This is a genomic window from Bradyrhizobium elkanii USDA 76 (genome assembly GCF_023278185.1).
Taxonomy (GTDB): domain Bacteria; phylum Pseudomonadota; class Alphaproteobacteria; order Rhizobiales; family Xanthobacteraceae; genus Bradyrhizobium; species Bradyrhizobium elkanii.
In genome coordinates, this window is sequence record NZ_CP066356.1 from 1,392,265 (window position 1) to 1,415,913 (window position 23,649).

The 23,649-nt window shown below is 62.8% G+C and carries 22 protein-coding genes; 13 read left to right on the top strand and 9 right to left on the bottom strand.

Annotated features, from left to right (window positions below; genetic code table 11):
* The first annotated feature begins 74 nt into the window (after positions 1 to 74).
* The 6 genes from phbB to JEY66_RS06630 all read left to right on the top strand — a co-directional run bounded on the left by phbB (position 75) and on the right by JEY66_RS06630 (position 6,357).
* Positions 75 to 800 (top strand): acetoacetyl-CoA reductase, encoded by a 726-nt coding sequence (gene phbB / locus JEY66_RS06605; protein WP_026191814.1) that lies wholly within the window; start codon positions 75 to 77, stop codon positions 798 to 800.
* Positions 801 to 815: 15 nt separating this feature from the next.
* Positions 816 to 1,295 carry a CBS domain-containing protein gene (locus JEY66_RS06610; protein ID WP_244435918.1) on the top strand — a complete coding sequence of 160 codons (480 nt, stop codon included), beginning with the start codon at positions 816 to 818 and terminating at the stop codon, positions 1,293 to 1,295.
* Positions 1,292 to 1,681 (top strand): hypothetical protein, encoded by a 390-nt coding sequence (locus tag JEY66_RS06615; protein WP_018268794.1) that lies wholly within the window; start codon positions 1,292 to 1,294, stop codon positions 1,679 to 1,681. The genes JEY66_RS06610 and JEY66_RS06615 overlap by 4 nt, the downstream gene beginning before the upstream one ends.
* The gene (locus tag JEY66_RS06620; RefSeq protein WP_100213613.1) at positions 1,678 to 3,492 is read left to right on the top strand and encodes a PHA/PHB synthase family protein; all 1,815 of its coding nucleotides are present in this window, start codon (positions 1,678 to 1,680) and stop codon (positions 3,490 to 3,492) included. The genes JEY66_RS06615 and JEY66_RS06620 overlap by 4 nt, the downstream gene beginning before the upstream one ends.
* A 157-nt stretch (positions 3,493 to 3,649) precedes the next feature.
* Positions 3,650 to 3,817, top strand: coding sequence for a hypothetical protein (locus JEY66_RS06625; protein WP_162832437.1), 168 nt, complete (start codon positions 3,650 to 3,652; stop codon positions 3,815 to 3,817).
* On the top strand, positions 3,802 to 6,357 hold the full coding sequence (locus JEY66_RS06630) for a cation-translocating P-type ATPase (RefSeq protein ID WP_018268791.1): 2,556 nt from the start codon (positions 3,802 to 3,804) through the stop codon (positions 6,355 to 6,357). Before JEY66_RS06625 ends, JEY66_RS06630 begins: the two co-directional genes overlap by 16 nt.
* 144 nt (positions 6,358 to 6,501) lie before the next feature.
* Here JEY66_RS06630 and JEY66_RS06635 read toward each other — a convergent pair whose 3' ends face one another.
* The 3 genes from JEY66_RS06635 to JEY66_RS06645 all read right to left on the bottom strand — a co-directional run bounded on the left by JEY66_RS06635 (position 6,502) and on the right by JEY66_RS06645 (position 9,379).
* Positions 6,502 to 6,747, bottom strand: a complete 246-nt coding sequence (locus JEY66_RS06635) for a hypothetical protein (protein ID WP_018273625.1) — start codon at positions 6,745 to 6,747, stop codon at positions 6,502 to 6,504.
* A 68-nt stretch (positions 6,748 to 6,815) separates the two neighbouring features.
* Positions 6,816 to 8,396, bottom strand: coding sequence for a bifunctional aminoglycoside phosphotransferase/ATP-binding protein (locus JEY66_RS06640; protein ID WP_063607071.1), 1,581 nt, complete (start codon positions 8,394 to 8,396; stop codon positions 6,816 to 6,818).
* The gene (locus tag JEY66_RS06645; protein ID WP_018273623.1) at positions 8,396 to 9,379 is read right to left on the bottom strand and encodes a zinc-dependent alcohol dehydrogenase family protein; all 984 of its coding nucleotides are present in this window, start codon (positions 9,377 to 9,379) and stop codon (positions 8,396 to 8,398) included. Before JEY66_RS06645 ends, JEY66_RS06640 begins: the two co-directional genes overlap by 1 nt.
* 132 nt (positions 9,380 to 9,511) lie before the next feature.
* Between JEY66_RS06645 and JEY66_RS06650 the strand changes: the two genes are divergently transcribed.
* The 3 genes from JEY66_RS06650 (at position 9,512) to JEY66_RS06660 (ending at position 13,270) form a co-directional block, all read left to right on the top strand.
* The gene (locus JEY66_RS06650; RefSeq protein WP_018273622.1) at positions 9,512 to 9,985 is read left to right on the top strand and encodes an Hsp20/alpha crystallin family protein; all 474 of its coding nucleotides are present in this window, start codon (positions 9,512 to 9,514) and stop codon (positions 9,983 to 9,985) included.
* Between the two features lie 70 nt (positions 9,986 to 10,055).
* Positions 10,056 to 10,532: a CBS domain-containing protein gene (locus tag JEY66_RS06655; protein ID WP_018273621.1), complete on the top strand. Its 477-nt coding sequence runs from the start codon at positions 10,056 to 10,058 to the stop codon at positions 10,530 to 10,532.
* Positions 10,514 to 13,270: a bifunctional acetate--CoA ligase family protein/GNAT family N-acetyltransferase gene (locus JEY66_RS06660; RefSeq protein WP_041482693.1), complete on the top strand. Its 2,757-nt coding sequence runs from the start codon at positions 10,514 to 10,516 to the stop codon at positions 13,268 to 13,270. The genes JEY66_RS06655 and JEY66_RS06660 overlap by 19 nt, the downstream gene beginning before the upstream one ends.
* On the opposite strand, the gene JEY66_RS06665 is transcribed toward JEY66_RS06660, so the two are convergent.
* On the bottom strand, positions 13,257 to 13,667 hold the full coding sequence (locus JEY66_RS06665; RefSeq protein ID WP_018273619.1) for an adenine nucleotide alpha hydrolase family protein: 411 nt from the start codon (positions 13,665 to 13,667) through the stop codon (positions 13,257 to 13,259). The genes JEY66_RS06660 and JEY66_RS06665 overlap by 14 nt on opposite strands.
* A 179-nt stretch (positions 13,668 to 13,846) precedes the next feature.
* On the opposite strand from JEY66_RS06665, the gene JEY66_RS06670 reads away from it, so the two are divergent.
* Genes JEY66_RS06670 through JEY66_RS06680 form a run of 3 tightly spaced genes read left to right on the top strand, consistent with a single transcriptional unit; the run spans position 13,847 to position 16,825 of the window.
* Positions 13,847 to 14,959, top strand: coding sequence for an MlaE family ABC transporter permease (locus tag JEY66_RS06670; protein ID WP_026193361.1), 1,113 nt, complete (start codon positions 13,847 to 13,849; stop codon positions 14,957 to 14,959).
* A 2-nt stretch (positions 14,960 to 14,961) separates the two neighbouring features.
* Complete coding sequence (locus tag JEY66_RS06675) at positions 14,962 to 15,699, top strand: ABC transporter ATP-binding protein (RefSeq protein ID WP_018268782.1); 738 nt, start codon at positions 14,962 to 14,964, stop codon at positions 15,697 to 15,699.
* Between the two features lie 16 nt (positions 15,700 to 15,715).
* Positions 15,716 to 16,825 (top strand): ABC-type transport auxiliary lipoprotein family protein, encoded by a 1,110-nt coding sequence (locus JEY66_RS06680; RefSeq protein ID WP_018268781.1) that lies wholly within the window; start codon positions 15,716 to 15,718, stop codon positions 16,823 to 16,825.
* On the opposite strand, the gene JEY66_RS06685 is transcribed toward JEY66_RS06680, so the two are convergent.
* The 3 genes from JEY66_RS06685 to JEY66_RS06695 all read right to left on the bottom strand — a co-directional run bounded on the left by JEY66_RS06685 (position 16,822) and on the right by JEY66_RS06695 (position 21,184).
* Positions 16,822 to 18,006, bottom strand: a complete 1,185-nt coding sequence (locus JEY66_RS06685; RefSeq protein WP_018268780.1) for an acetate/propionate family kinase — start codon at positions 18,004 to 18,006, stop codon at positions 16,822 to 16,824. The two genes, JEY66_RS06680 and JEY66_RS06685, sit on opposite strands and share 4 nt — an antisense overlap.
* 28 nt (positions 18,007 to 18,034) lie before the next feature.
* On the bottom strand, positions 18,035 to 20,446 hold the full coding sequence (locus JEY66_RS06690) for a phosphoketolase family protein (protein WP_041482694.1): 2,412 nt from the start codon (positions 20,444 to 20,446) through the stop codon (positions 18,035 to 18,037).
* Positions 20,447 to 20,926: 480 nt separating this feature from the next.
* The gene (locus tag JEY66_RS06695) at positions 20,927 to 21,184 is read right to left on the bottom strand and encodes a hypothetical protein (RefSeq protein WP_018268778.1); all 258 of its coding nucleotides are present in this window, start codon (positions 21,182 to 21,184) and stop codon (positions 20,927 to 20,929) included.
* A gap of 60 nt (positions 21,185 to 21,244) precedes the next feature.
* On the opposite strand from JEY66_RS06695, the gene JEY66_RS06700 reads away from it, so the two are divergent.
* The gene (locus tag JEY66_RS06700) at positions 21,245 to 21,490 is read left to right on the top strand and encodes a hypothetical protein (RefSeq protein ID WP_075969251.1); all 246 of its coding nucleotides are present in this window, start codon (positions 21,245 to 21,247) and stop codon (positions 21,488 to 21,490) included.
* 2 nt (positions 21,491 to 21,492) lie between these two features.
* Here JEY66_RS06700 and fixJ read toward each other — a convergent pair whose 3' ends face one another.
* Positions 21,493 to 22,101: a response regulator FixJ gene (gene fixJ / locus JEY66_RS06705; protein WP_026191810.1), complete on the bottom strand. Its 609-nt coding sequence runs from the start codon at positions 22,099 to 22,101 to the stop codon at positions 21,493 to 21,495.
* Positions 22,098 to 23,528 carry a PAS domain S-box protein gene (locus JEY66_RS06710; protein WP_018268775.1) on the bottom strand — a complete coding sequence of 477 codons (1,431 nt, stop codon included), beginning with the start codon at positions 23,526 to 23,528 and terminating at the stop codon, positions 22,098 to 22,100. Before JEY66_RS06710 ends, fixJ begins: the two co-directional genes overlap by 4 nt.
* Positions 23,529 to 23,649: the final 121 nt, after the last annotated feature.

The following is a 23,649-nucleotide window of genomic DNA, read 5'->3' on the forward strand; positions in this document are numbered from 1 at the left end:
ATTCAGATTGAGCGAGATCAATTCATCGAGCGTGTAATTCGCGCAAATGTTGTGCCCAGCTTGGAGGAGCCGGCATGGCGCGCGTCGCATTGGTTACGGGTGGAAGCAGGGGAATTGGCGCCGCGATTTCGCGTGCCCTCGCTGCCGCCGGATGCCGGGTTGCGGCCTGCTATGCTGGAAATGCGGGAGCCGCGTGGTCGTTTCAGGATCAGACGGGAATTCCCGTATTCCAGTGGGATGTCGCGAACTTTCAGGCCTGTGCAGCCGGCGTCCGCGAGGTGGAGGCGGCGCTGGGCCCGATCGACATCCTGGTCAACAACGCCGGTATCGTGCGCGACGCCACACTGCATCGAATGACCAAGCTGCAATGGGACGCGGTCATCCGGACCGATCTCGATTCGCTGTTCAACATGTGCCGCCCCCTCATCGAGGGCATGCGGGCCCGCAGGTTCGGGCGGATCATCAACGTCTCGTCCATCAACGGGCAGAAGGGCCAGATCGGCCAGACGAACTACGCCGCGGCGAAGGCCGCCGAGCTCGGCTTCACCCGTGCATTGGCGCTCGAAAGCGCGCGGTTCGGTATCACGGTCAATGCGATCTGCCCGGGTTACATCAATACTGAGATGCTGGCGGCGGTGCCGGCCGATGTCATGCAGAACTCGATTCTGCCGCAGATCCCGGTCGGGCGGTTGGGGCAGCCGGAGGAGATTGCCCGTGCCGTCGCGTTTCTTGCAGCCGACGAAGCAGGGTTCATCACCGGATCGACGCTGTCGATCAATGGCGGCCAACACATGTGTTGAATAGGAGAGATGACAATGCTCGCCACCGATGTGATGCGCAGTTCGTTCGCGACGATCAAGCCGACTGCCACCGTGCTCGATGCCGTCGAGCTGCTGCTTGAGACCGATCAGCGCGGCCTGCCGGTGATCGACGACGCCGGCGACCTCGTCGGCATGGTTTCGGAGGGGGATTTCCTTCACCGCGATGAGCTTGACATCAGCCCGCCGTCAGGAAACTGGCTGGAGTCTCTGCTTGGCATTGCGGAGAATACACCTGAACGCGAACGCATGCGCACGCTGCAGGTCGGCTCGCTCATGAGTGGCTCGCCGATCACCGTCGATGTCGAGGCATCGATCGAGGACGTCGTCGCGCAGATGGATGTCTACAATGTCGCTCAGATTCCGGTGCTTGGCGCCGGAACCGTCGTTGGTATTGTCAGTCGCAGGGAGCTGCTTGCGGCATTGGCGCGCCGATTGAGAGAGCCAGAGAAAGAAAGCACCGGAGTTGCTTCATGAGCGAGATGACCCTGCAGTCACATGCGCACGCGGTCGTTTGGATCGATCACCTTGTTGCGAAGGTTTTCGGCATCGGGTTGACAGGCGTCAGCGCGACGGCCGTCCATGCGCATTTGGCGTCGCAGCATCTGCATCACAAGACGAATACGATCGGCGATGGCCGCGTCCAGGCCGACGCGACATTCCTTGCCCGGGTAGGGGAGGCCGTGAGCGGTTGCAGCGATTTGCTCGTCATCGGTCCGGGTGTCGAGAAGGTTGAGCTGATGCAATATCTCACGGCGGAACGGCCCGACCTCAACCTGCATGTTGAGCCGAGCGATCATCCGACGGACGCCGAGATCGTGGCGCTCGGTCGGAAGCGGTTCCACCTCGGAGACGGGCGATGACAGTCCAGGCAGTTCTCGACCAGCCCAGATCTCCTGCCAACGACGATGTGACGGGTGCCGGAACGCCTGCATCGGCGCAGCCCGAGAAGGAGCCATTGACGGGTACGGAATCGCTCGACCAGCTCGTTCACGCGGCGATGGCGCGATGGACCGGCGGGCTTTCACCGGCTGGCCTCGCGCTCGCCTTCGCCGATTGGCAACTGCATCTGGCGGCCTCACCCGGTAGACGGCTTGAGCTGGCGTTGAACGCAGTTGCTGACGGCTCGCGCTTCGCGCGCATGGTGTCGACGCCGCATGCGGCCTGGCAACCCTGGTTCATGGTTAAGCCTCAGCCGGGTGACAACCGTTTTGCGGGCCAGGATTGGACGTTGCCGGCCTTCAACGTCATTGCGCAGGCGTTCCTGCTGGCGGAGCATTGGTGGCATTCGGCGACCAGCGGCCTGCACGGCGTCTCGAAAGCAAATGCAGCGGTCGTGGATTTCACCGTCCGGCAATGCCTCGACGTCGTTGCGCCGTCCAACTTTGCGTTCAGCAACCCCGAGGTGCTGCGCAAGGCAATGGATTCGGGTGGCGGCAACTTCGTTTCGGGCTGGCATAACTGGCTGGAAGATTGCAGGAATCTGTTGAGCGCCGAGCCGTCCGGATCCGCGCCCTTTGTGGTCGGCAAGGACGTTGCCGTGACCAAGGGCAAGGTTGTGTACCGGAATGAGCTGATCGAGCTCATCCAGTACGCGCCCGAGACGGCCGACGTCTGCCCGGAGCCAGTGCTGATCGTGCCGGCGTGGATCATGAAGTACTACATCCTCGATCTCTCGCCGCAGAATTCGCTCGTGCGCTTCCTGGTCGAGCGCGGCTTCACCGTGTTCATGATCTCATGGCGAAATCCGGGGCCAGCCGACCGCGATCTTGGTCTCGAGGACTATCGCAAGCTTGGGGTCGACGCTGCGATCGACGCGATCAATCAGCTTGCCCCTGAACGCGCGATCCATGCGGCAGGCTACTGCCTCGGTGGCACCCTGCTGGCGATTGCCGCGGCCCGATTGCAAAGGGAGCGGCCTGGTTGCCTCCGGTCGGTGACGCTGCTGGCGGCCCAGGTCGATTTTACCGATGCAGGCGAGCTGACGCTCTTCATCAATGAGAGCCAGGTTGCGTTCCTGGAGGACATGATGCGGCAGCGCGGCGTGCTCGAGACGGCGCAGATGGCCGGTGCGTTCCAGTTGCTGCGGTCGAACGACATGATCTGGTCGCGCCTGGTCCGCGACTATCTGATGGGTGAGCGCGCCGCACCGAGTGACCTGATGTCATGGAACGCGGACGCGACCCGCATGCCCTACCAGATGCATTCGGACTATCTGCGCAAGCTTTTTCTCAACAATGACCTTGCCGAGGGCCGCTATCTGGCGGACGGACAGCCGGTGGCACTTTCCGACCTTCGCGCCCCCATGTTTGTGGTGGGCACGGTCCGTGATCACGTCGCGCCCTGGCGGTCGGTTCACAAGATTCACTTGCTCGCGGATGCCGATATCGCCTTCGTGCTGGCGAGCGGCGGCCACAACGCCGGCATCGTTGCTCCGCCGTCGGAGGAGCGGCACAGCTATCAGTTGTTGGAGAAAATGGCGGATCAACCCTATGTCGGCCCCGACGAGTGGCTGCGCAAGGCGATGAATCGCGACGGATCCTGGTGGCTGGAGTGGGTTCGTTTCCTCACGGCGCATTCCGGTGCGTGGGTGCCGGCGCAGCCGGTGCTTCACGCGCCCGAGGGTGAATCGCCGCTCGAGGATGCGCCGGGCCGGTATGTCCTGCAGCATTGAGCCGCCGGCACGGGTGCTCGGGCAGCTTGATCTGCCGCAACTTCTCAACGGTGCGAACCGCTACGGTAAACTGCGCCGCGCCAGCAGGATCGAGTATCCAGCTGGGCACCCCTTGCCTAGGAAGCTTCAAACGGCGTTGTGCCAGCAGGAGAGAGCCATGAGCGTCATCCTTCGCATCCTCTTCGTCCTCGTGGGATCTATCACCGCGTTCTTCGTTGCGCGGGATTCTCTGAACTTTGACATCATACAGACATTTGTGGCCATTCTGCTCGTTACCGCGCTCTTGCTGGGTGGAAGCGTCTGGAACCTATGGCGGAAGACGTGAGCGCCACAGACCTCACAGGACTAAGCGAAGCCGAAGCGACGGCCCGGCTTCGGGTCGAGGGGCACAACGAGCTTCCGAGCCCTGAGCGGCGCACTCCCATACGTATCGCGTTGGACGTGCTGCGCGAGCCCATGCTCGCGCTGCTTCTGAGCGGCGGAGTGATCTATCTTTTGCTTGGTGATCTCCAGGAGGCACTCCTGCTCCTTGGCTTCGGCGCCATGTCGATCGTGATCACGATCGTGCAGGAGACACGAACTGAACGCGTGTTAGAAGCCTTGCGCGACCTGACCAGTCCGCGGGCCCTCGTGATGCGGGATGGAGTACGCCGGCGTATCGCCGGCCGGGACGTCGTCCGAGGCGACCTCATCATCCTTGGCGACGGTGATCGCGTGCCAGCCGACGCTGTGCTCCTCGACAGTCATGATCTGCAGGTCGACGAGTCCCTGCTGACAGGCGAGTCGGTACCCGTTCGCAAGCAGGTGGTCGAGACGGACGCCGTGGCCGAGCATCGGCCGGGCGGCGACGATCAGCCGTTCGTGTATTCCGGCTCGCTCGTCGTGCGGGGCGAGGGCGCCGCCCGGGTCACGTCCACCGGACCGCGAAGCGAGATCGGAAAGATCGGAGCGTCTCTACGCACGCTGCAAGCGGAGCCGCCACGTCTCCAACAGCAGACGGCGAGGCTGGTGCGGTTTTGCTTTTTCGGCGGCGCTGCGGTCAGCATCGTTGCCGTGCTGCTTTACGGGACGTTGCGCGGAGACTGGCTGCAAGCGTTGCTCAGCGGCGTCGCAATCGGCATGTCCATGCTGCCGGAAGAATTTGGTGTGGTGCTCACCGTGTTCATGGCCATGGGCGCGTGGCGCATTTCGAAAGTCCGCGTGCTGACGCGCCGGGCGGCCGCAATCGAGACGTTAGGCTCCGCCACCGTCTTATGCACCGACAAGACCGGTACTCTGACGCTGAACGAAATGTCAGTTGTAGAATTGCGGTTGCTCGACGGTTCATGCATGCGTCCCAAGTCTTCGAATCCGGGTTGCGTACGACCCGAATTCCCGGAGATGCTGCGCTACGGCGTCCTTGCCAGTTCGCCTCAGCCGCTGGATCCGATGGAGCGGGCGCTGCACGCCCTTGCGGGCCACGTCCGGAAAGAAACCAGCGGGCAGGATGTTCATGGGCAACTGATACATACCTATGGACTCCGGCCCGAGCTCCTCGCCATGACCCAGGTCTGGCGGTCATCCCCCGCCGAGGAATACGTTGTTGCAGCCAAAGGAGCCCCTGAAGCGGTTGCGCGTCTCTGCCAGCTGAGCCGTTTGGATCAGGAATCGATGAGAAGTGCCGTCGGCTTGATGGCGGAGCAAGGGCTCCGTGTGCTCGGGATCGCGGCGGCCGTGCATAAAGGCAACCAGCTTCCTTGTTCGCAGGAAGCCTTCGCATTCCGCTTCCTCGGACTGGTGGGATTCGCCGACCCGCTTCGCCCCGGTGTGCCTGCTGCGGTGCGTGAATGCCGCTCAGCGGGAATTGGCGTCGCCATGATCACAGGCGATTATCCGATAACCGCGGCCGCAATTGCGAAGCAGGCGGGGCTGGATGTCCATGAGGTGATCACGGGGAATCAGATCAAGCTCATGAGTGACCTGCAGCTTGCGGAACTCGTCAGACGCGTGAACGTGTTTGCTCGCGTATTACCGGAGCAGAAGCTCCGCATCGTGCAGGCAATGAAGCAGAACGGCGAGATCGTTGCGATGACCGGCGATGGCGTCAACGACGCTCCATCCCTGAAAGCGGCTCACATCGGTATCGCGATGGGCGGGCGCGGAACGGACGTCGCGCGCGAGGCGTCCTCTATCGTTCTGCTAGACGACGATTTTAGCGCGATCATCTCGGCCATCCGCCTGGGTCGACGCATCTACGACAATCTGCGAAAGGCGATGGCCTTCATCTTCGCTGTCCACGTTCCTATCGCGGGGCTCACCCTGCTTCCCCTGGTGTTCGGATTACCTTTGATTCTCGGCCCCGTTCACATCGCATTTCTGGAGCTAATCATCGATCCCGTATGCTCACTCGTGTTCGAGGCCGAGCGCGAGGAGCGCGACGTCATGGCGCGTCCACCCAGGCGAGCTGACAGCCCTCTGTTCACCTGGACGCTAGTTAGCTGGAGCGTTCTTCAAGGTGCCCTGATTTTTGTGCTTGTCGCCGTTCTGTTCGTCATTGCACTTCACGCCGGCATGCCTGCAGATGAGGTCAGAGCCTTGGCCTTCTTCGCCCTCATCGGGTCAATTGTCGGTCTCGTCCTGGTCAATCGATCTTTCAGTTCTTCGTTCCTATCGGCGTTCTTCCGGCCGAATCTGGCGCTGGCGGTAATCTTGCTTTCAATCGCAGGCGCTCTCGGGACCGCACTGCTCTGGCCTCCGGCGTCCAGCTTGTTTCGTTTCGGTCCCCTTCATCCGGACGATCTGATGATCGCGCTCGGACCGGGAGTGGCGATGCTGGTGGTGCTTGAGCTGCTCAAGCCACTCTGGCGCCGGCGACTGAGATCCTAGTCGGCGGAAACGTTGAAGTGCGCCTGAAAGGTGATAACTGGGTGCCTACCTTACGAGGAACACGTCGGTAGCGGTGTTCCTACGTCGAAGGCCGGCTCCGAAGAGCCGGCCTTCGAGGTATGGCAGGCACGAGCAGCGCGCGTTCTAGCGGACTGTGACATCTCGGTTGGTGAGGGTCATCAGCAGCAATGACAGTCCGGATGCCGCCGCCACGAACGCTGCGGTCCATGTCAGCGCAGTGACTACGAACGCCGCCTCCAAGCGCCAGGCTAGAAGCGGCTCGGTCGAGGCAAGCGGAATGGCATTGGGGAAGAAGTAATTGTAAAATAAAACAAGCGCTACCGTTGAGATGACGCTTCCGGCAAGAAGAAGGCTCAATGCGCGTTTCATGACATTCTCCTGTCTGGGCGGGAGAATGCTGACAGGTTTCCGTCGATCGACCAATTCCGGATGTTTCCTTAGGTGATATTCCGCCGATTTGAATGGAAAGGTGCGTCTGGCAGGCAGGGCATGCTGCGCTGGAGAGTGGCGGCAGGTGAGCCTGATGCGTCGATGAGTTGCCAATCGATATGGCCAGTATCGATGCTCTCCTGGCTCAGAACGACGCCAGCCGTTGCATCCGAAGCGTCGTGTTGCCGTGAGGCGACGCGTCGCAGCCGAATGGCTTGTTCGGCGGTCAGGAACAATCCACTGAATTTCACCTTGGCATTGCGGGCGGCGGCTCGTGCGGCATCGCGCTCCGCCTGCTTCAAGAATGCCGCGTCGAGAACAACGGAAATCCCCTGAGCCATGGCGCGTTTGGCTCGGTCGAGCATGGCTTGATAAACGCGGTCCGATGCTTCGGGAGTGTAGGTCTCCGGCGCTAACGTGGCATGTTCGGCGACGTGGGAGAGTTGCTTGCGAATGACATCCGATCGCAGAACCAGGGCGCCCGGGGGCGGCGCGATCAGACGCGCCATGTCGCGCGCCAGCACGCTCTTGCCGGTACCCGACTTCCCGCCAACTGCAACTAGGCGGGGTGGCTCCGGCTCAATCAGCCGACGTGCAAGCTCGAAATAGCGGCCCGCTTGGGCGGCGATCTCTTGATCGAGTTGATGTTGCCGTGCCTTGGTGAAGAGCACGTTAGCCCGGATCGCCGCTCGCATTGATAGAAACAATGGCAGCAAAGACAACGCACCCGATTGCGTGTCCCAGGCATTCTGCATGTAGCTATTGAATAGCCTGTTGGCGACGGTCTCGCGTCCGAAGTACAGCAGATCCGTCAGTGGAAATGCGAGGTCGTAGAGGACGTCGGTCGTCGCGATATCGGGGTCGAACTCGATCGCATCGAACAGAACAGGCTCGCCGTCGAGCAGGACGATGTTGCCGAGATGTGCATCGCCGTGACAATGCCGGATTTGCCCAGCTGCGGCGCGGAGGCGCAGGAGCTCAAGATTCCGAGCGAGCGATCGATGGCTCAACTCGTGCAGTTCATCGATCTTCCTGCAGGAAAGAGTTGACTCGGCGCGAAACTGCTCGGTGTTGCGATCGATGATGACGGGGAGTGACGTAAGCCAGTGCGATCCATCGCTCCCAATCAGTTCTCGATGGGATTTGAGCAGGATGGCGGCCAGTCTCTCGCCCAGCTCCGGCCGGATTGCATCCCGCTCGGCGAGATGATCGAGTGTCTTGTTTTCGTCGAAGCGGGCCATTTCGACGGCCCATTCGACGACTGGTCCGGTCCCGCCGACCGCAAGTCCATCGCGCCCGTGCGTGATCGGAACCACCCCGCGATAGATCGCGGGGGCGTGGCGCTTGTTGACGGCAATCTCATCCTCGCAAGCGCGCCGCCGCTTCTCCAACGTCGAGAAGTCGAGATAGGGCAGCTTGACCGCTCGCTTGATCTTCAGGACGCGCGAAGCTTCGAGAAAGACGATCGAACAATGGGTGTCGATCCGCTTGACCGGGGTGTTCGGCTCGCCAGATCCGGCCAGAAACGACAATACGGCGGCCTGGCCGGTCTCGCCTGTGGCAGTCGCAGTTGATGATGCCGGCGTCATCATGGCTTCAAGACGGCTGCGCCGACGAGCTTGCCGTCCCGCAAGCGCGCAAGTGCTTCGTTCGCCTGGTCCAGGGGAAAGACGGTGACGTGCGTCCGGATTCCAGCCCTTGCCGCTGTCTTGAGAAAATCGACGCCATCTTGTCGCGTCAGGTTGGCAACGGAAACGATCTGCCGTTCACCCCAAAGGATGTCGTAGGGAAAGCTCGGGATATCCGACATGTGAATGCCGGCACAGACCACGCGTCCGCCCTTGCGCAGCGTGCGCAGTGCAAGCGGGACGAGGGGCCCGGTCGGCGCATAGATGATCGCGGCATCAAGTTCTGCCGGGGGCCGATCTTCCGAAGCACCGGTCCAGCATGCGCCGAGCGACAATGCCAGGCGCTGGGCCTCGGTGTCGCCGGCGCGGGTGAAAGCGTACACATCCCGCCCTTGCCAGCGCGCCACTTGCGCGACGATATGTCCCGCCGCGCCAAAACCGTAGATGCCGAGCTTGCGGCCGTCGCCAGCCATCACCAGGGAGCGCCAGCCGATCAGGCCGGCGCACAGCAGGGGCGCCAGCTCCGCATCCTCGCCGTCTCTGCCGAGCGGAAAGCAGTAACGCGCGTCAGCCACCAGGTGCGTGGCAAAGCCGCCGTCCCGCGTGTAGCCGGTGAACAGGGGGGCGTCGCAGAGGTTTTCCTTGCCCTCCCGGCAGTAGGAACAATGCCCGCAGGTGGATCCGAGCCAGGGAACGCCGACGCGTGCACCGAGATGCAGGCCATCCACGCTTTCACCGATCGCGTCGATACGGCCAACCACCTCATGGCCGGGAACGATCGGATAGGCGATGCCGGGCAGTTCTCCATCGACGACGTGCAGGTCGGTGCGGCAAACGCCACAGGCGCCGACCTTGACGCGGACCTCGCCTGGTCCCGGAAGTGGGTCGGGCCGCTCCGTATATTGCAGCCGCGCGTCGCGCGCGGGCAGGATCATGGCGTGCATGGCGGAACTCGCTTCGGTCTGTGCCTCTCCTTTGATCACATGACATTGGTTGGGTTTTGATCCTGGTCAACGGCCGGGGGGCTGTTCCTGACTAGCTTTGTTTCACGAGCGACATTCAAATAGGAGGTACTGATGGCTAACAACGTGATTCCCGTTGGAAGCGAGCGCGCCTTGGCGCGGCGCGAAAACAATCCCTTCGTATTTCTGCAGCAGGAGATCGACCGGCTGTTCGACGGCTTCGGCCGCAATTTTCCGGCGTTCGCCGCGCCGCAGGCGATGATGCCGCGCATGGACGTCAGCGAGACCGACAAGACCGTCGAGATCTCAGCCGAACTGCCAGGCCTCGAGGCCAAGGACATTCAGCTCAATCTCGCCGACGACACGCTCACGATCCGCGGCAAGAAGAAGAGCGAGCGCGAGGAGAAGGACAAGGACTATCACCTGATCGAGCGCAGCTTCGGCGCGTTCTCGCGGTCCGTTGCATTGCCCGAGGGCGTCAAGGCGGAAGACGTCAGTGCCGAGATCGCCAAGGGCGTGCTCAAGGTCACCGTCAAGAAGCCGGCTCCCAAGCAGAGCAGGCAGATCGACATCAAGACGGCGGCGTAGCTGCCTTGCGAGGCGCGTCGCCCGTTAGGCAGCGACGCGTCCCCGAAGCAACCATCAAAGGGGATCAGCCATGTACGAGTTTCTTCAGGAGACCGTTGCGAGCAACATGACGAGATCGGTACGAAGCGTCGCTCCCGAAATGACCGTCGGCGACTTGTACCGGTTGTTCGCGAAAGACGACTATGACGCCTATCCCGTGCTCCGCGACGATATTGTGGTCGGATTCGTCACGAAGCTGGACGCCCTGAAGGTGTTCGCCTGTCCGGTAGATCACATGCTGCCACGTTACGACGATCGCATGGGAACGACGGTCGATGAGATCATGTCGTCCGATGTGATCGCGGTCGAGCCGGATACAAATCTGCAGCGCGTCCTTCAGCTAATGGTCGCGCATCGGCTCAAGAGCCTACCGGTGATCGACAAGTATCACCACCTGGTCGGGATTATTGCTCGCGAGGATGTCATGCGGGCCCTGGCGCGCTGCACGAAACGGCAGGCGCCTCCGCTGGTTCCCTGCGAGACTGTCCGATGTCTACGTTTGGTTTAGATCGGGTTCTCTCGCCTCGATCGGTCGCGCTTGTCGGCGGCAGTTCGCGTCCGTCTTCGCTCGGTCTGGCGGTACTCATGAACCTCAAGACATGCGGTTTTGCCGGCCGCATCGCCGTAGTCAATCCGAAATACACTGCGATCGATGGCGAGATTACGTCCCGGGATATCAAATCACTTCCATTCGTTCCCGACCTCGTTGCGATCACGGCGCCTGCGGCCGCGATTCCCGGAATCATATCGGACGCTGCCGCGGTCGGTGCCGCCGGTGCGGTCATCCTGTCCGCCGGCCTCGGACATGGTGCCGGCTCGCTAGCCGAGACGGTCGCGCAGACGGCGCGCCGGCACGGCATGCGCCTGATCGGGCCGAACTGTCTCGGCGTCATGGTGCCGCGCGCGAAGCTCAATGCGAGTTTTGCCGCGCATCAGCCCGCCGAAGGCTGTCTTGCCCTGATCTCGCAGTCCGGGGCCGTCGCTGCCGCGATGATCGAATGGGCGGCAGAGCGGCGGCGGCTCGGCTTCTCCGGCATCGTGTCGATCGGAGATCAGCTCGACGTCGATGTCGCCGATCTGCTCGATTATTTCGCGCAGGACGATCATACCAACGCGATCCTGCTCTACGTCGAGGCCGTCAGGGATGCGCGCAAGTTCATGTCGGCCGCGCGCGCCGCGGCACGGCTCAAGCCCCTGATTGTCGTGAAAGCGGGCCGGGTGGCGCAAGGCGCCAAGGCCGCAGCCACCCATACGGGAGCGCTCGCCGGTTCGGACGCCGTCTATGACGCGGCGTTCCGCCGGGCCGGCATGCTGCGCGTGTACGACCTTCGGGAACTGTTCGACTGCGCCGAGTTGCTTGGCCGCGGCTTCGTTCCGCGCGGCAACCGCCTGTCGATCCTGACCAATGGCGGCGGGCTCGGCATCCTCGCGATCGACCGGCTCGTTGAGCTCGGTGGCGTTCCTGCAGGCCTGACGACGGAGACGATTGCGGCGCTCGATCGGGTCCTGCCGCAAGGCTGGTCTCGTGCCAACCCCATCGATATCTCCGGCGATGCCGACGCTGCCCGCTACGTGGCCGCGCTCGGCCCGCTGCTCGAGGACGCCAACAGCGACGCCGTGCTGGTCATGAACGTGGAAACGGCTGTTGCGCCGACCGAACGGATTGCCGAAGCGGTCACGCGGTGCGTTGACGGCCGCCGAGCCAGGAACAGCGAGGTAGCCGCACTGGTGCTTGCGTCGTGGGATGGTGCCGACGCCCGCACGGCGGCGACCTTCGAGCGGGCGCGCGTCCCGCATTTCCCGACCGAGGACGATGCAGTGCGCGCCTTCATGTATCTGGTGAGATACCGCGATGCTTCCATCGCGCTGGCCGCAACGCCGCCCAGCAGCGCCTCGACGTTTGCGCCGCGGACGGCGGCGGCGAGGCACGTGATCGCGAAGGCGCTGTCCGAGAGGCGGGAATGGCTCGACCCGATCGAGATCGTCGCGCTGTTCGAGGCTTATGATATTCCGATCGTTCCGACCGTCGTGGCCCGTGATGCCGACGATGCCGTGGACAAGGCAGCGCCCTTCCTGGCGCAAGGGCTTGCCGTGGCGGTGAAGCTGTTCTCGCGCGACATCAGGCACAAGTCGGACATCGGCGGTGTCATTCTCGGCCTGCGGACTCGCGAAAGCGTCGCACAGGCCGCCAGGACGGTGCTGGCGCGCGCTCGTGCCGCGCGTCCGGATGCCGCCCTGCAGGGCGTGACGATCCAGCCGATGATCGAGCGGCGGGCGGCACGTGAGCTGATCCTTGGCATTGCCGACGATCCGACCTTCGGCCCGGTGATCGTGTTTGGCCGCGGCGGCACCGCGGTTGAGGTGATCGACGACAAGGCGTTGGCGCTGCCACCCCTCGACATGAACCTGGCGCGCGACCTCGTCGGGCGCACGCGGGTCTCGCGGTTGCTTGCCGCCTACCGCGACGTACCCGCCGTTCCGGAAGATGTCGTTCCGCGCACCCTCGTCAAGCTGGCGCAGATGGCGGCCGATATTCCCGAAGTCGCGGAGCTCGATATCAATCCGCTGCTGGCTGACGAAACCGGCGTGATGGCGCTCGACGCGCGGGTGGCGGTCCGCAAGCCGGCGCGGCTGTTCGCCGGTCAGACACGACTTGCAGTGCGGCCCTACCCGTCGCAGTGGGAGGGCGAGCTTGCTCTAAGGGATGGCTCGCGCGTCGTGGTGCGGCCGCTGCGGCCGGAAGATGAGCCCATGGTGGAGAGCTTCTTCAAGCGAGTGACCGCCGAGGATCTCAGGCTTCGCTTCTTTCAGGCGATGAAGAATTTCTCGCACGCGTTCATTGCGCGGTTGACCCAACTCGACTACGCGCGTGCGATGGCCTTTGCGGCGCTGGATCCAGCTACGGGTGCCATGGTTGGAGCGGTCCAGCTTCATTCCGACTCGCTCTATGAGAATGCCGAGTACGCTATCCTGTTGCAGTCTGATCTCAAGGGCAAAGGGCTTGGATGGGCGCTGATGCAGCTCCTGATCCGTTATGCGAAGTCGGAAGGGCTGAAGCGGCTGTCTGGCGAAGTGCTGGCCGAGAACAGCACCATGTTGAGCATGTGCCATGAGATCGGATTCACGGCGGCCACAGAGCCGACCGACCACAGGATCGTCAATGTCGTTCTCGATCTCTCCCTTCCGGTGGTGGATGCCTTGGGCGTCGACATCCTGATCCGGCAAAGTGCAATCAGAGCGGCGTGACGGCGACGACCCGGTAAGGATGCATGCCGTCCACCTCATGGACGGAGACATATTCGCCGACCCGAAAGGGCTCACTGCCGAAATGAAACCCGGCTTCATCGGCGGTGGCGCCGGCAACGTCATAGTGAAAGCGCCAGCTGTCGGCCGGTCCATGCACGAGGTGGCCGAGCTGATCGTCTTCGCCCGGCCGTTGGCGGATGACGCGGCACGCGTCGCGATGGGCTCTCCAGGTCTCGACATCGATCCGCGATGTCGTGTCGAGCGGGGCGACGATGACATAGCCGATCGCGGACGCACCCTCGGGGTGATCGTGCTCGCGGGCGCGCTCGAGCCGGACCTGCCTGAACGAGTGCGGCAACGCGGTGTTTTGCAAAGGTTTGAAGGCGGCGCGATTCATCTGAAATCTCCTGAGCACGCCCGAGGCTGCCGGGCAATCTGTCAAATCATAAGGCCACCGCTTGCCAAGCCGTTGATCTGGGTCAAGCGCATTCCGGGGCACGGTGAGGCCGGTTGCGCTGCGTCAAACACAGGCGTCTCCAGCGCCCCTAAGGTGAGTTGCAAATTGGAGTCACAATCTTGCTCAATGCCCCAGCCCTGATAGCGAATGCGGATGATCCGCGCATGCTTGCCGCATGTGGGGCCTGGAACGTTGCCAATGTCGAGGCGCTGGAGCGGCTGTGCGCGCACGCCGCGCGCACCGATATTGGCTCGATCGATGTACGGCGTGTCACCGCGCTCGACACCGTCGGGGCCTGGCTGCTTGAAAGGCTGGCCCGTGGCGGTGCAACCAGGGCAGTGCTCACCGGTGCCGACGGTCCGTACGGCGACCTGCTGGAAGAGGTGCGGGGGCTGAACCGTTCCGGCCCCGCCGAACGGAGATCGGTCAACCCCGTGCTGCAGAGGCTTGATCAGCTCGGCCGCGGCAGCAGGCGGCTGGCGACCGATTCGGCGGCATTCCTGCATATGCTCGGCGCCTTCAGCGCAGCGCTGCTTGGCATCTTCAAGCATCCGCGATCGTTCCGATTGACGTCGACCGTCTATCAGCTCGGCCGGGTGGGCTGGCAGGCGGTGCCGATCATGGTGCTGATCACGTTCCTGATCGGCGCCATCATTGCTCAGCAAGGCATCTTCCATTTCCGCCGCTTTGGCGCGGAATCCTATGTCGTGGACATGGTTGGCATCCTCGTGTTGCGCGAGATTGGCGTGCTGATCGTTGCCATCATGGTGGCCGGACGATCCGGCAGCGCCTATACGGCCGAGATCGGCGCAATGAAGATGCGCGAGGAGATCGACGCGCTCAGCACCATGGGGCTCGATCCTGTCGCAGTCCTGATCCTGCCGCGAATCCTGGCGCTGGTGGTCGCGCTGCCGATCCTTGCCTTTCTCGGCTCGCTCGCTGCGCTCTATGGCGGCGGCCTCATCGCCTGGCTCTATGGCGACATGAGCCCGGCGATCTTCATCGCACGCCTTTACGACGCGGTTTCAGTCGCTCATTTCGAGGTCGGCATCATCAAGGCACCATTCATGGCGCTCGTGATCGGGCTGGTCGCGGCCGTGGAGGGATTGAGCGTGAAGGGCAGTGCGGAGTCGCTCGGACAGCAGACGACGGCGTCCGTCGTGAAATCGATCTTCCTGGTGATCGTGCTCGACGGCCTGTTTGCGATTTTCTTCGCGTCGATCGGGATGTAGCCATGACCGACACTCCAGCCATCCATATTAGCAACCTGGTGGTCGGCTTCGGCAAGAAGATCGTCCTCGATCACCTCGACCTCGACGTGAACGACGGCGAAATTCTCGGCCTCGTGGGCGCGTCCGGGGGCGGAAAGTCGGTACTGATGCGGACATTGGTCGGCCTGCTGCCGAAGCGGAGCGGGGAGATCGATTTCGCGGGCGCCAGCGATAACGAACGCCACTGGGGTGTCCTGTTCCAGCAGGGAGCGCTGTTCTCGGCCTTGACGGCTCGGCAGAACATTCAGTTTCCGTTGCGCGAGCAGGCGCGGCTTTCACCAAGGCTGCTGGACGAAGTCGCGGATGCGAAGCTCGAGATGGTTGGCTTGACGCGCGAAGACGGCGACAAGTTTCCGTCCGAGCTTTCGGGCGGCATGACCAAGCGTGTGGCGCTGGCGCGGGCACTGGCGCTTGACCCCTCGCTCCTGTTTCTCGATGAGCCAACCTCCGGTCTCGATCCGATCGCTGCGGGCGAATTCGACGCCCTGATCCGGACGCTGCACCGGACGTTGCGCTTTACCGTGTTCATGGTGACGCACGACCTGAACAGTCTGCAGGCCATTTGCGACCGCGTCGCCGCGCTTGCCGACGGCCGGATCGCCGCAATCGGCCGGCTGTCATCGGTGCTCAAGTCCGATCATCCCTGGGTCCAGGCCTACTTTCATGGCGCCCGGGCGCAGAAGCTGGGCCTCGGCAATTAGGCAGAGAGAGACGCATATGGAAATCCGCGCGCCCTATATCGTCGTTGGTGCATTCGTGTTATCGGCGATCGTCGCCGTGTTCGGCTTCGTCTACTGGCTGAACAATGTCGGGGGGATTGGGAAACGGCAGACATATCAGCTGGTTTTCGCCGATCCGGTGCCCGGACTGCTGGTCGGGGCGGGCGTCCTCTTCAATGGCATCCGCGTCGGCGAAGTGACCGCGCTTGAGCTGGATCCGGACCGTCCGCGCGAGGTTCACGCCACGATCGCAGTCGCCGAGCGTACGCCGGTGCATAGCGATACGCGCGTCGGCCTCGATTTCCAGGGACTGACTGGTGTTCCGGTGATCGCGCTCGAAGGCGGCGATGATCCCCAGGCGCCGCCGGCGCGCGAACCGCTGGTGGCCGAAAAGGGGGCCGGGCGGAGCATGACGCAGGCCGCCCGCGATGCACTACGCCGGGTCGATGCCGTCCTGTCCGAGAACGCCGCGCCGCTGCACAGCACGATCGACAATCTCAGCACGTTCGCCGAAGGGCTCGCGCGCAACACGCCGAAGCTCGACGGTATCGTGGCCGGGCTGGAACGCATGACCGCCGGTGGTGCGCCCGCGCCGCGCAAGGTAGTGTACGACCTTCACGCGGTGGACGACTTCGGAGCGCAGCGCCATGCCAATCTGCCCGAGCAACTGGTCATGGCGGAGCCGACCGCGATCGCACGCTTGCAGACCCAGCGCTTCCTGTTTTCGCCGGATGAAGAAACTCAGGGGTTCGAAGGTGCGCAGTGGGGCGATAGTCTCCCGGTGCTGGTGCAGGCGCGGTTGCTGCAGAGCTTCGAGAATTACGACGTCGACCATGCGCCACTGCGGGCCGACAGCGGTGTAGAGGGTACGCCGCGCCTGCTGATCGACCTGCGTCGGTTCGAAATTGTGCAGGGAGCCCAACCGCGCGCGACGATCTCCCTGTCCGCGAAGATCGTCGATCGAAATGGGCGGGTAAAGGCCGCCAAGCTTCTTGAGGGATCCGAAGGGATAAACTCGCTCACACCATCCGAGGCGGCAGCCGCATTCGATCGGGCCTTCGGGTCTCTCGCAAGGGAGCTCGTGATGTGGGTTGCATCGACGGACTAGCGACCTGTGCGCAGCAGGCTGCGGCAGTGCCGCGCAATACTGACTTCCTCATTGGTCGGAATGACCAGTACGTCGACCGGACTGCCCTTCGCGGCGATGCGTTGTTCGCCCTGTACATTTGCTGCCGTATCGATGCTGACGCCGAGCCGGGAGAGGCGATCGCAGACGCGTTGCCGGATGTCCGCGGCATGCTCGCCAATGCCGCCGGTGAGCACCAGGCCGTCGAGGCCGGCAAGGATATTTGCCATCACGGCGACTTCTGCGGCGACACGAAATGTGAAGAGATCGATGGCTTCGCGGGCCTCGGGCTTTTGGCTCGCCAGTAGGGCGCGCATGTCGGCTGACAGCCCTGAGACGCCGAGCAGGCCCGAACCTTCGTACAGCAAATGTTGTACGTCATCGACCGACATCCTTTCTTCCTGCAAGAGATAAAGCAGTACGCCGGGATCTATCGTTCCACAGCGGGTCCCCATGACGAGACCGTCGAGCGGGGTCAATCCCATGGTGGTGTCGACGCTGTTGCCCTTCTGCAGGGCACAGAGGCTCGCGCCGTTGCCGAGATGCGCCACGACGACGCGCTTGTCCGCCCATTGCGGCGCGATCGCGGCGAGTTGGCTCGCGACGTATTCGAAGGAGAGGCCGTGGAAGCCGTAGCGACGGATGCCGCGCTCCTCAAAGTGCCGCGGGATGGCAAAGCGGCTGGCCGGCGGCGCCAGGCCGTGATGGAAGGCCGTGTCGAAGCAGGCGATCTGCGTCAGCTGCGGCCGCAGCGATTGCACGGCGCGGACCGGCGCCAGGCAGCGCGGCTGGTGCAGCGGCGCAAGCGGCGTCAAGGCCTCCAGCGCGGCGATAGCCTGCCCTGTGATGACGACCGGTCGATAGAACGCACGCCCGCCATGGACGATACGATGCCCGACGGCGGCGAGCTTGCCGCCGGCGAGATAGTCCTCGATCCAGGCAAATACGTCGCTGAACAGGCCGTTGTCCTCCGACGTGCCGCTCGGGCGACGCCTCTCGAACAGCTGCCTGCCCGAGGCATCGCTCATCACGATGCGCGGGACCTTCTCCTGCTCATCGAGCAAGCCCCTGCATTGCAGCTTTGGCTCGGCCGGTGCGATGTCGAACAGGCCGAACTTGATGCTGGACGAGCCGGCGTTGAGCACCAGGACGCTGTCGGACATGGACCGTCTTTCTCGCGTGTTCGCTGCCTCAGTCAACGCATTTGTGGTCTGTCGTACCGTAGGGCCAGACCCAGTCACGGATCTGCGGCATGTCCTCGCCATGCTCGCGCACGTAGCGGGTGTGCTCGGTCAGGGCGTCACGGAATCGCCGCTTGACGTGGGCTGCCGCGATGCCGAGCCCCGGCATGCGCTCGATTGCCTCGATGGCGAGATGGAAGCGGTCGAGGCCGTTCAACACTACCATGTCGAACGGGGTCGTGGTGGTGCCTTCCTCCGCGAAGCCCCGCACGTGCATTCCGTCGTGATTGGTGCGGCGGTAGGTCAAGCGATGGATCAGATAGGGATAGCCGTGATAGGCGAAGACGACAGGCTTGTCGCGGGTGAACAGGCTGTCGAAGTCGCGGTCGGACAGGCCGTGCGGATGCTGCTCCATCGGCTGCAGCGTCATCAAGTCAACCACGTTGACGACGCGGATCCTTAGTTCCGGCAGCGCCTTGCGGAGCAGGTCGACGGCGGCGAGCGTCTCCAGCGTCGGAACGTCGCCGGCGCAGGCCATCACCACGTCGGGCTCAGCATTGGGGGGCTCGGTGCCGGCCCAATCCCATATCCCGATGCCGGCTTCGCAATGGGTGATTGCCGCACGCATCGAAAGCCATTGCGGGGCAGGTTGCTTGCCCGCCACGATCACATTGATGCGGTCATAGGTGCGCAAGCAGTGATCGCCGACCCAGAGCAGGGTGTTGGCATCGGGCGGAAAGTAGACGCGGACAATGTCGGCCTTCTTGTTGGTGACGAGATCGACGAAGCCGGGATCCTGATGACTGAATCCGTTGTGGTCCTGACGCCAGACATGCGAGGTGAGGAGATAGTTCAGCGACGCGATCGGTCGTCGCCAAGGCAGCGCGCGCGAGACCTTCAGCCATTTGGCGTGCTGGTTGAACATTGAATCCACGATGTGGATGAAGGCTTCATAGCAGGAGAAGAAGCCGTGCCGGCCCGTGAGCAGATAGCCTTCGAGCCAGCCATGGCAGAGATGCTCGCTCAGGACTTCCATCACGCGGCCGTCATGGGCGAGGTGGACGTCGTAAGGCTCGATGCCTTCCATCCAGACCCGGTCGGTGGCCTCGAATACCGCGTCGAGCCGGTTCGACGCGGTTTCGTCCGGACCCATGATGCGGAAATTGCGGGCTTCCGCATTCAACTCCACGACCTCGCGCAAGAACTTGCCGAGTTCCCGCGTGGCTTCGGCGACGACCTCGCCCGGAGCGGTGACCTCGACCGCATACGCACGGAAATCCGGCAGCTTCAGCTCCCGCTTCAGGAGGCCGCCATTGGCGTGCGGGTTGGCACCCATCCGACGGGCGCCTGCGGGCGCAAGGGCTTGCAATTCAGCTACCAGCCGCCCGTTTGCATCGAACAGGCTTTCAGGCTCGTAGCTCCTCATCCAATGCTCGAGCAGCTTCAGATGCTCGGGGTTGCCGCGCGGGTTGGCGATCGGCACCTGATGTGCACGCCAGAATCCTTCGACCTTCAACCCATCGACCTCCTTTGGTCCGGTCCAGCCCTTCGGGCTGCGCAGCACGATCATCGGCCATCGCGGCCGCTTAAGGTCGCCGGGCTGCTGCCGCGCGGCTTGCTGGATTGCGCGGATGCTGCCGAGCGCAGTGTCGAGCGTGCTGGCCATCGAGCGATGCATCGCATGCGGATCGTCGCCTTCGACGAACAGCGGCTCGTAGCCGTAGCCAGTGAAGAGGCTACGGACGTCCTCGTCATCCATCCGCCCCAGCACGGTGGGATTGGCAATCTTGTAGCCATTGAGGTGCAGGATTGGCAGCACTGCGCCGTCATGCTTCGGGTTCAAGAACTTGTTGGAATGCCAGGAGGCCGCGAGCGGGCCGGTCTCTGCCTCGCCGTCGCCGACGACGCAAACGGCGATCAAATCGGGGTTGTCGAACACTGCGCCATATGCGTGAACCAACGCATAGCCGAGTTCACCGCCTTCGTGGATCGAGCCGGGTGTTTCCGGCGCGGCGTGGCTTGGAATGCCGCCGGGGAAGGAGAATTGACGGAACAGCTTGCGCAAGCCGTCCAAATCGCGCGTCACCTCCGGATAGAGCTCCGTGTAGGTTCCTTCGAGATAGGTGTTCGCGACCATGCCGGGGCCGCCATGGCCGGGACCGCAGATATAGATGACGTTGAGGTGGGAAGTGCGGATTGCACGATTGAGGTGAGCATAGATGAAGTTGAGCCCGGGCGTGGTGCCCCAATGTCCAAGCAGGCGCGGCTTGATGTGCTCCAGCTTCAGCGGCTCTCTCAGAAGCGGATTCGCGAGCAGGTAGATCTGTCCAACGGAGAGATAATTGGCGGCTCGCCAATAGCGGTCGAGCAGCACAAGATCGTCCGCCCGCGCTTGCTCGTTTGGAGTGGTCGCAGATTGCATGTCGTTCTCCCGGGATTCAAAGATGACCTCGGACGCCGCTATCGGTTCCACGTTAGAGGGCGAATGTGACGGGAATGGCTTGAGCCAGCTCAAAGATGCACGCCAATTCGAGCCGAAACCGCAACGTTGCTGCCAACGTCCATCCAATCCTGGCGTCCAAGGAACGGAAGGTTCAATCGTTCGAAAGCGGAACCGGCTCCTTCGAGGCAAGGTTTGCTCGCGCTCCCACGAGTTCCGGCGGCGGTTATCTCAGGGCCATCTCTGGAGGCCTCACGCTGACCCGCAGTAGCGCCGCGCGCCTGCCGGGGTTCTGCCAATTTCTCAGCATCATGCGGCGAGACAAAAAGAATGCCCGGCAGAGCCGGGCATTGAATATCGAGACAACCCCAGGGAGAATAGGTCACTCGTCCTAACAGCTCCATTCAAGCATGCGATGCCGGGCGACGATTTGAGCTAGCGCAATAAATAGTAGATTAGTCTTTACCAGGAGTCAGGACGAGACCGTTCCTGCTCCAGGTCACTTGGCACCATGCCATATGTCCTCAGCACGGTCATTTTCGTCCCCGGATGGCCAGTACGGACGACTGCCGCGGCACCCGCGTGGCCGAACGTCTTCCATAAATGCTTGGCGTGCTCAATCGCCGCGGCGGGGCTGGCGCATTTGGCTTGCTGGCCTGGAACGAGTTCGCCATCGGTCCGATCGTACGGCAGGGCAATGAAGTGCGCGATCTCGTCCATCGATGGCCCTTTCTCGTTCGGTCGACTTCACCCAGAAAATGATGGTTCGGAGGGGCTATCTTGATCTCCCTCGGCCCATTTCGCTTGATCCGGATCAAGGCGGAATGGCGCATTTCGTTGCTGTTGGTGGGGTCGAAAGGGAGCTTGCTTGCCATTGAGCTTCCTCCTCTCGAATATGGGCTGGCCAGGGCAATGGGAAACCTCGTGCACTTTCCGGCACCGCGTCGCGCGAACTGCGAACAGGAACAGGTGGCGTCAGGAGCGGACATTCGCCATTCCGTCCGCCAACTGTTGCTCGCAGCTTGAGGCTAGAGCCCGGCAGCGATCGCGATCCGCATCAATTCCGACATGCTGCGCACATTGGTCTTGGCCATCAGGTTGGCACGGTAGACCTCGACCGTGCGTGGGCTGATGCCAAGGTCGTGCGCAATCACCTTGTTGATCTTGCCCGCCACGAGCCCCCGCAGAACGTCACGTTCGCGCGGCGAGAGATCCACGAGGCGAGCTTCAGCCTCGCGCTTGACCGTGCCGTCGGCCGGGGCCGCGGACTGTGTCCGCAGGGCTTCGCCGATTGCGCGCAACAGCGCCTCGTCCTCGAACGGCTTTTCAATGAAGTCAACCGCACCTGCCTTCATCGCCTCGACCGCGAGTGCGACGTCTCCATGGCCAGTCATCAGAATGACCGGGCATGCGACCGCGTCGACCTTGAGTTTGCGGACCAATTCGAGGCCGCTCATGCCGGGCATACGGATATCAGATACAATGCAGTCGACTGTGCTGCCGGCGAGATGATCGAGAAAATCGGTTGCCGTCTCATAAGAGGTTACGGCAAAGCCGTTGACGTCAAGAAGAAAGGCCAGTGAGTCCCGCATAGCTGGATCATCGTCGATCACGAGAATTGTACGCCGCGTTGTCATGCTTCTTCTCCGTCCTCCGCGAACGGGAGGATGAACTGAAAAACCGTGCCGCCACCAGCGTTTGGCATCACATCGATGCGTCCGCCATGGGATTCGATGATGGTCCGGCAGATCGAGAGGCCGACGCCCATGCCATGCTCCTTGGTCGTGATAAAGGGCTGAAATAAGCGGTCGGCGATATCGGGGCTGATGCCCGGGCCGGTATCGGCGATAGTGAACGTCGCAACACCGTTAGTCTTGGTGACGCCGACGGTCAATTCGCGGCGCGGGCCCGAGGCCATCGCCTCGATCGCGTTGCGAACCAGGTTGAGCACGACCTGCTGAATCTGGATTTTATCGACGATGATCGAGGGCATGTCGCGGTCGCTGCGGATCGTCACCCGGACGCCCTGCTCCTTGGCGCCGAGCAGCGCTAGTGCGACAGCCTCTTCGAGCAGGGTTGCCGGGCTCTCCAGGGACTGTTGGGTCTCGCCCTTGGCGACAAATTCGCGCAGGCGCTTGATGATGTCGCCGGCCCGTAGGGCTTGCTGCGCGGCCCGCTCGAGCGCATCCCGAATGCGGGTAGCATCCGGTATCTCCGACGCCAGCAGCGCCTTCGCACCGCGCATGTAGTTCGTGATGGCTGACAGCGGCTGGTTGATCTCATGCGCGATTGAGGACGCCATCTCACCCATGGCGGTCAATCGCGACACATGAACCAGCTCGGACTGCAGCTCCTGCAGCCGCCGTTCTTGCGCTCGACGTTCGGTGAGATCGCGGATAAAGCCGGTGAAGAAGCGTTCTCCACGTACCTTAGCCTCGCCGACGGCGAGTTCCATCGGAAACGTCGAGCCGTCACTTCGTTCTCCGACCACGATGCGGCCGATGCCGATGATGCGCCGTTCGCCGGTCGTAAGGTATCGCTCGAGATACCGGTCGTGCTCGCCGCGATACGGCTGGGGCATCAGGCTCGAAACGTTCTTTCCGACGACTTGGTCCGCTTTCCAGCCAAACAGGCGCTCGGCTGCCGCGCTGAAGGAGCGAATAATGCCGTGGTCGTCGATGACGATCATCGCATCAGGGACCGTGTCGAGGATTGATTGCAGATGGGCCTGGCGATTTCGCGCTTGATCGCTCTCCTTCAGTAGCCGGTCACCCATAAAGCCAAGGATCGGACCGAGGACAGCAAAACAGGCGATATCGATCAGATTCGCAGGTTCAGTGACCAGGCTCCTGCCGAGGAATTTGGCGCTGATGACGAGGCAGAGCAGGGTGGTGAGGATCGCCGGACCGCGACCGCCGGCGAACGCGGCAAACAGCACGGCGGGGACAAAGATGATCGTGAACGTCCGGTCTTCGAAATAGTTATCGAGCCCCGCGCGCACCGCGAATACGAGCGCGGCCGCTGCCGCGGCAGTGCCATAGCGGTACCAGATGCGGTCGGACATATTCCCCCGGCAAAGCCCTCAGTCTGCTTGATGTTACAACGTCCGGACGGCTGGTGCTACCGGCTGCCCTGTCCAAGACAGTGGGCAGATGACCTATTTGACCCAGGCTCGCCAATGTGTG

What these genes read in the sequence shown, in the direction of transcription:
- JEY66_RS06640 (WP_063607071.1), bottom strand. Translation starts at nt 8,396, where the DNA reads ATGACGCCGGCATCATCAACTGCGACTGCCACAGGCGAGACCGGCCAG.
- JEY66_RS06680 (WP_018268781.1), top strand. Translation starts at nt 15,716, where the DNA reads ATGGAAATCCGCGCGCCCTATATCGTCGTTGGTGCATTCGTGTTATCG.
- JEY66_RS06645 (WP_018273623.1), bottom strand. Translation starts at nt 9,379, where the DNA reads ATGCACGCCATGATCCTGCCCGCGCGCGACGCGCGGCTGCAATATACG.
- JEY66_RS06665 (WP_018273619.1), bottom strand. Translation starts at nt 13,667, where the DNA reads ATGAATCGCGCCGCCTTCAAACCTTTGCAAAACACCGCGTTGCCGCAC.
- JEY66_RS06615 (WP_018268794.1), top strand. Translation starts at nt 1,292, where the DNA reads ATGAGCGAGATGACCCTGCAGTCACATGCGCACGCGGTCGTTTGGATC.
- JEY66_RS06660 (WP_041482693.1), top strand. Translation starts at nt 10,514, where the DNA reads ATGTCTACGTTTGGTTTAGATCGGGTTCTCTCGCCTCGATCGGTCGCG.
- JEY66_RS06710 (WP_018268775.1), bottom strand. Translation starts at nt 23,528, where the DNA reads ATGTCCGACCGCATCTGGTACCGCTATGGCACTGCCGCGGCAGCGGCC.
- JEY66_RS06695 (WP_018268778.1), bottom strand. Translation starts at nt 21,184, where the DNA reads ATGGACGAGATCGCGCACTTCATTGCCCTGCCGTACGATCGGACCGAT.
- JEY66_RS06635 (WP_018273625.1), bottom strand. Translation starts at nt 6,747, where the DNA reads ATGAAACGCGCATTGAGCCTTCTTCTTGCCGGAAGCGTCATCTCAACG.
- fixJ (WP_026191810.1), bottom strand. Translation starts at nt 22,101, where the DNA reads ATGACAACGCGGCGTACAATTCTCGTGATCGACGATGATCCAGCTATG.
- JEY66_RS06655 (WP_018273621.1), top strand. Translation starts at nt 10,056, where the DNA reads ATGTACGAGTTTCTTCAGGAGACCGTTGCGAGCAACATGACGAGATCG.
- JEY66_RS06610 (WP_244435918.1), top strand. Translation starts at nt 816, where the DNA reads ATGCTCGCCACCGATGTGATGCGCAGTTCGTTCGCGACGATCAAGCCG.
- JEY66_RS06685 (WP_018268780.1), bottom strand. Translation starts at nt 18,006, where the DNA reads ATGTCCGACAGCGTCCTGGTGCTCAACGCCGGCTCGTCCAGCATCAAG.
- JEY66_RS06690 (WP_041482694.1), bottom strand. Translation starts at nt 20,446, where the DNA reads ATGCAATCTGCGACCACTCCAAACGAGCAAGCGCGGGCGGACGATCTT.
- phbB (WP_026191814.1), top strand. Translation starts at nt 75, where the DNA reads ATGGCGCGCGTCGCATTGGTTACGGGTGGAAGCAGGGGAATTGGCGCC.
- JEY66_RS06675 (WP_018268782.1), top strand. Translation starts at nt 14,962, where the DNA reads ATGACCGACACTCCAGCCATCCATATTAGCAACCTGGTGGTCGGCTTC.
- JEY66_RS06630 (WP_018268791.1), top strand. Translation starts at nt 3,802, where the DNA reads ATGGCGGAAGACGTGAGCGCCACAGACCTCACAGGACTAAGCGAAGCC.
- JEY66_RS06650 (WP_018273622.1), top strand. Translation starts at nt 9,512, where the DNA reads ATGGCTAACAACGTGATTCCCGTTGGAAGCGAGCGCGCCTTGGCGCGG.
- JEY66_RS06625 (WP_162832437.1), top strand. Translation starts at nt 3,650, where the DNA reads ATGAGCGTCATCCTTCGCATCCTCTTCGTCCTCGTGGGATCTATCACC.
- JEY66_RS06620 (WP_100213613.1), top strand. Translation starts at nt 1,678, where the DNA reads ATGACAGTCCAGGCAGTTCTCGACCAGCCCAGATCTCCTGCCAACGAC.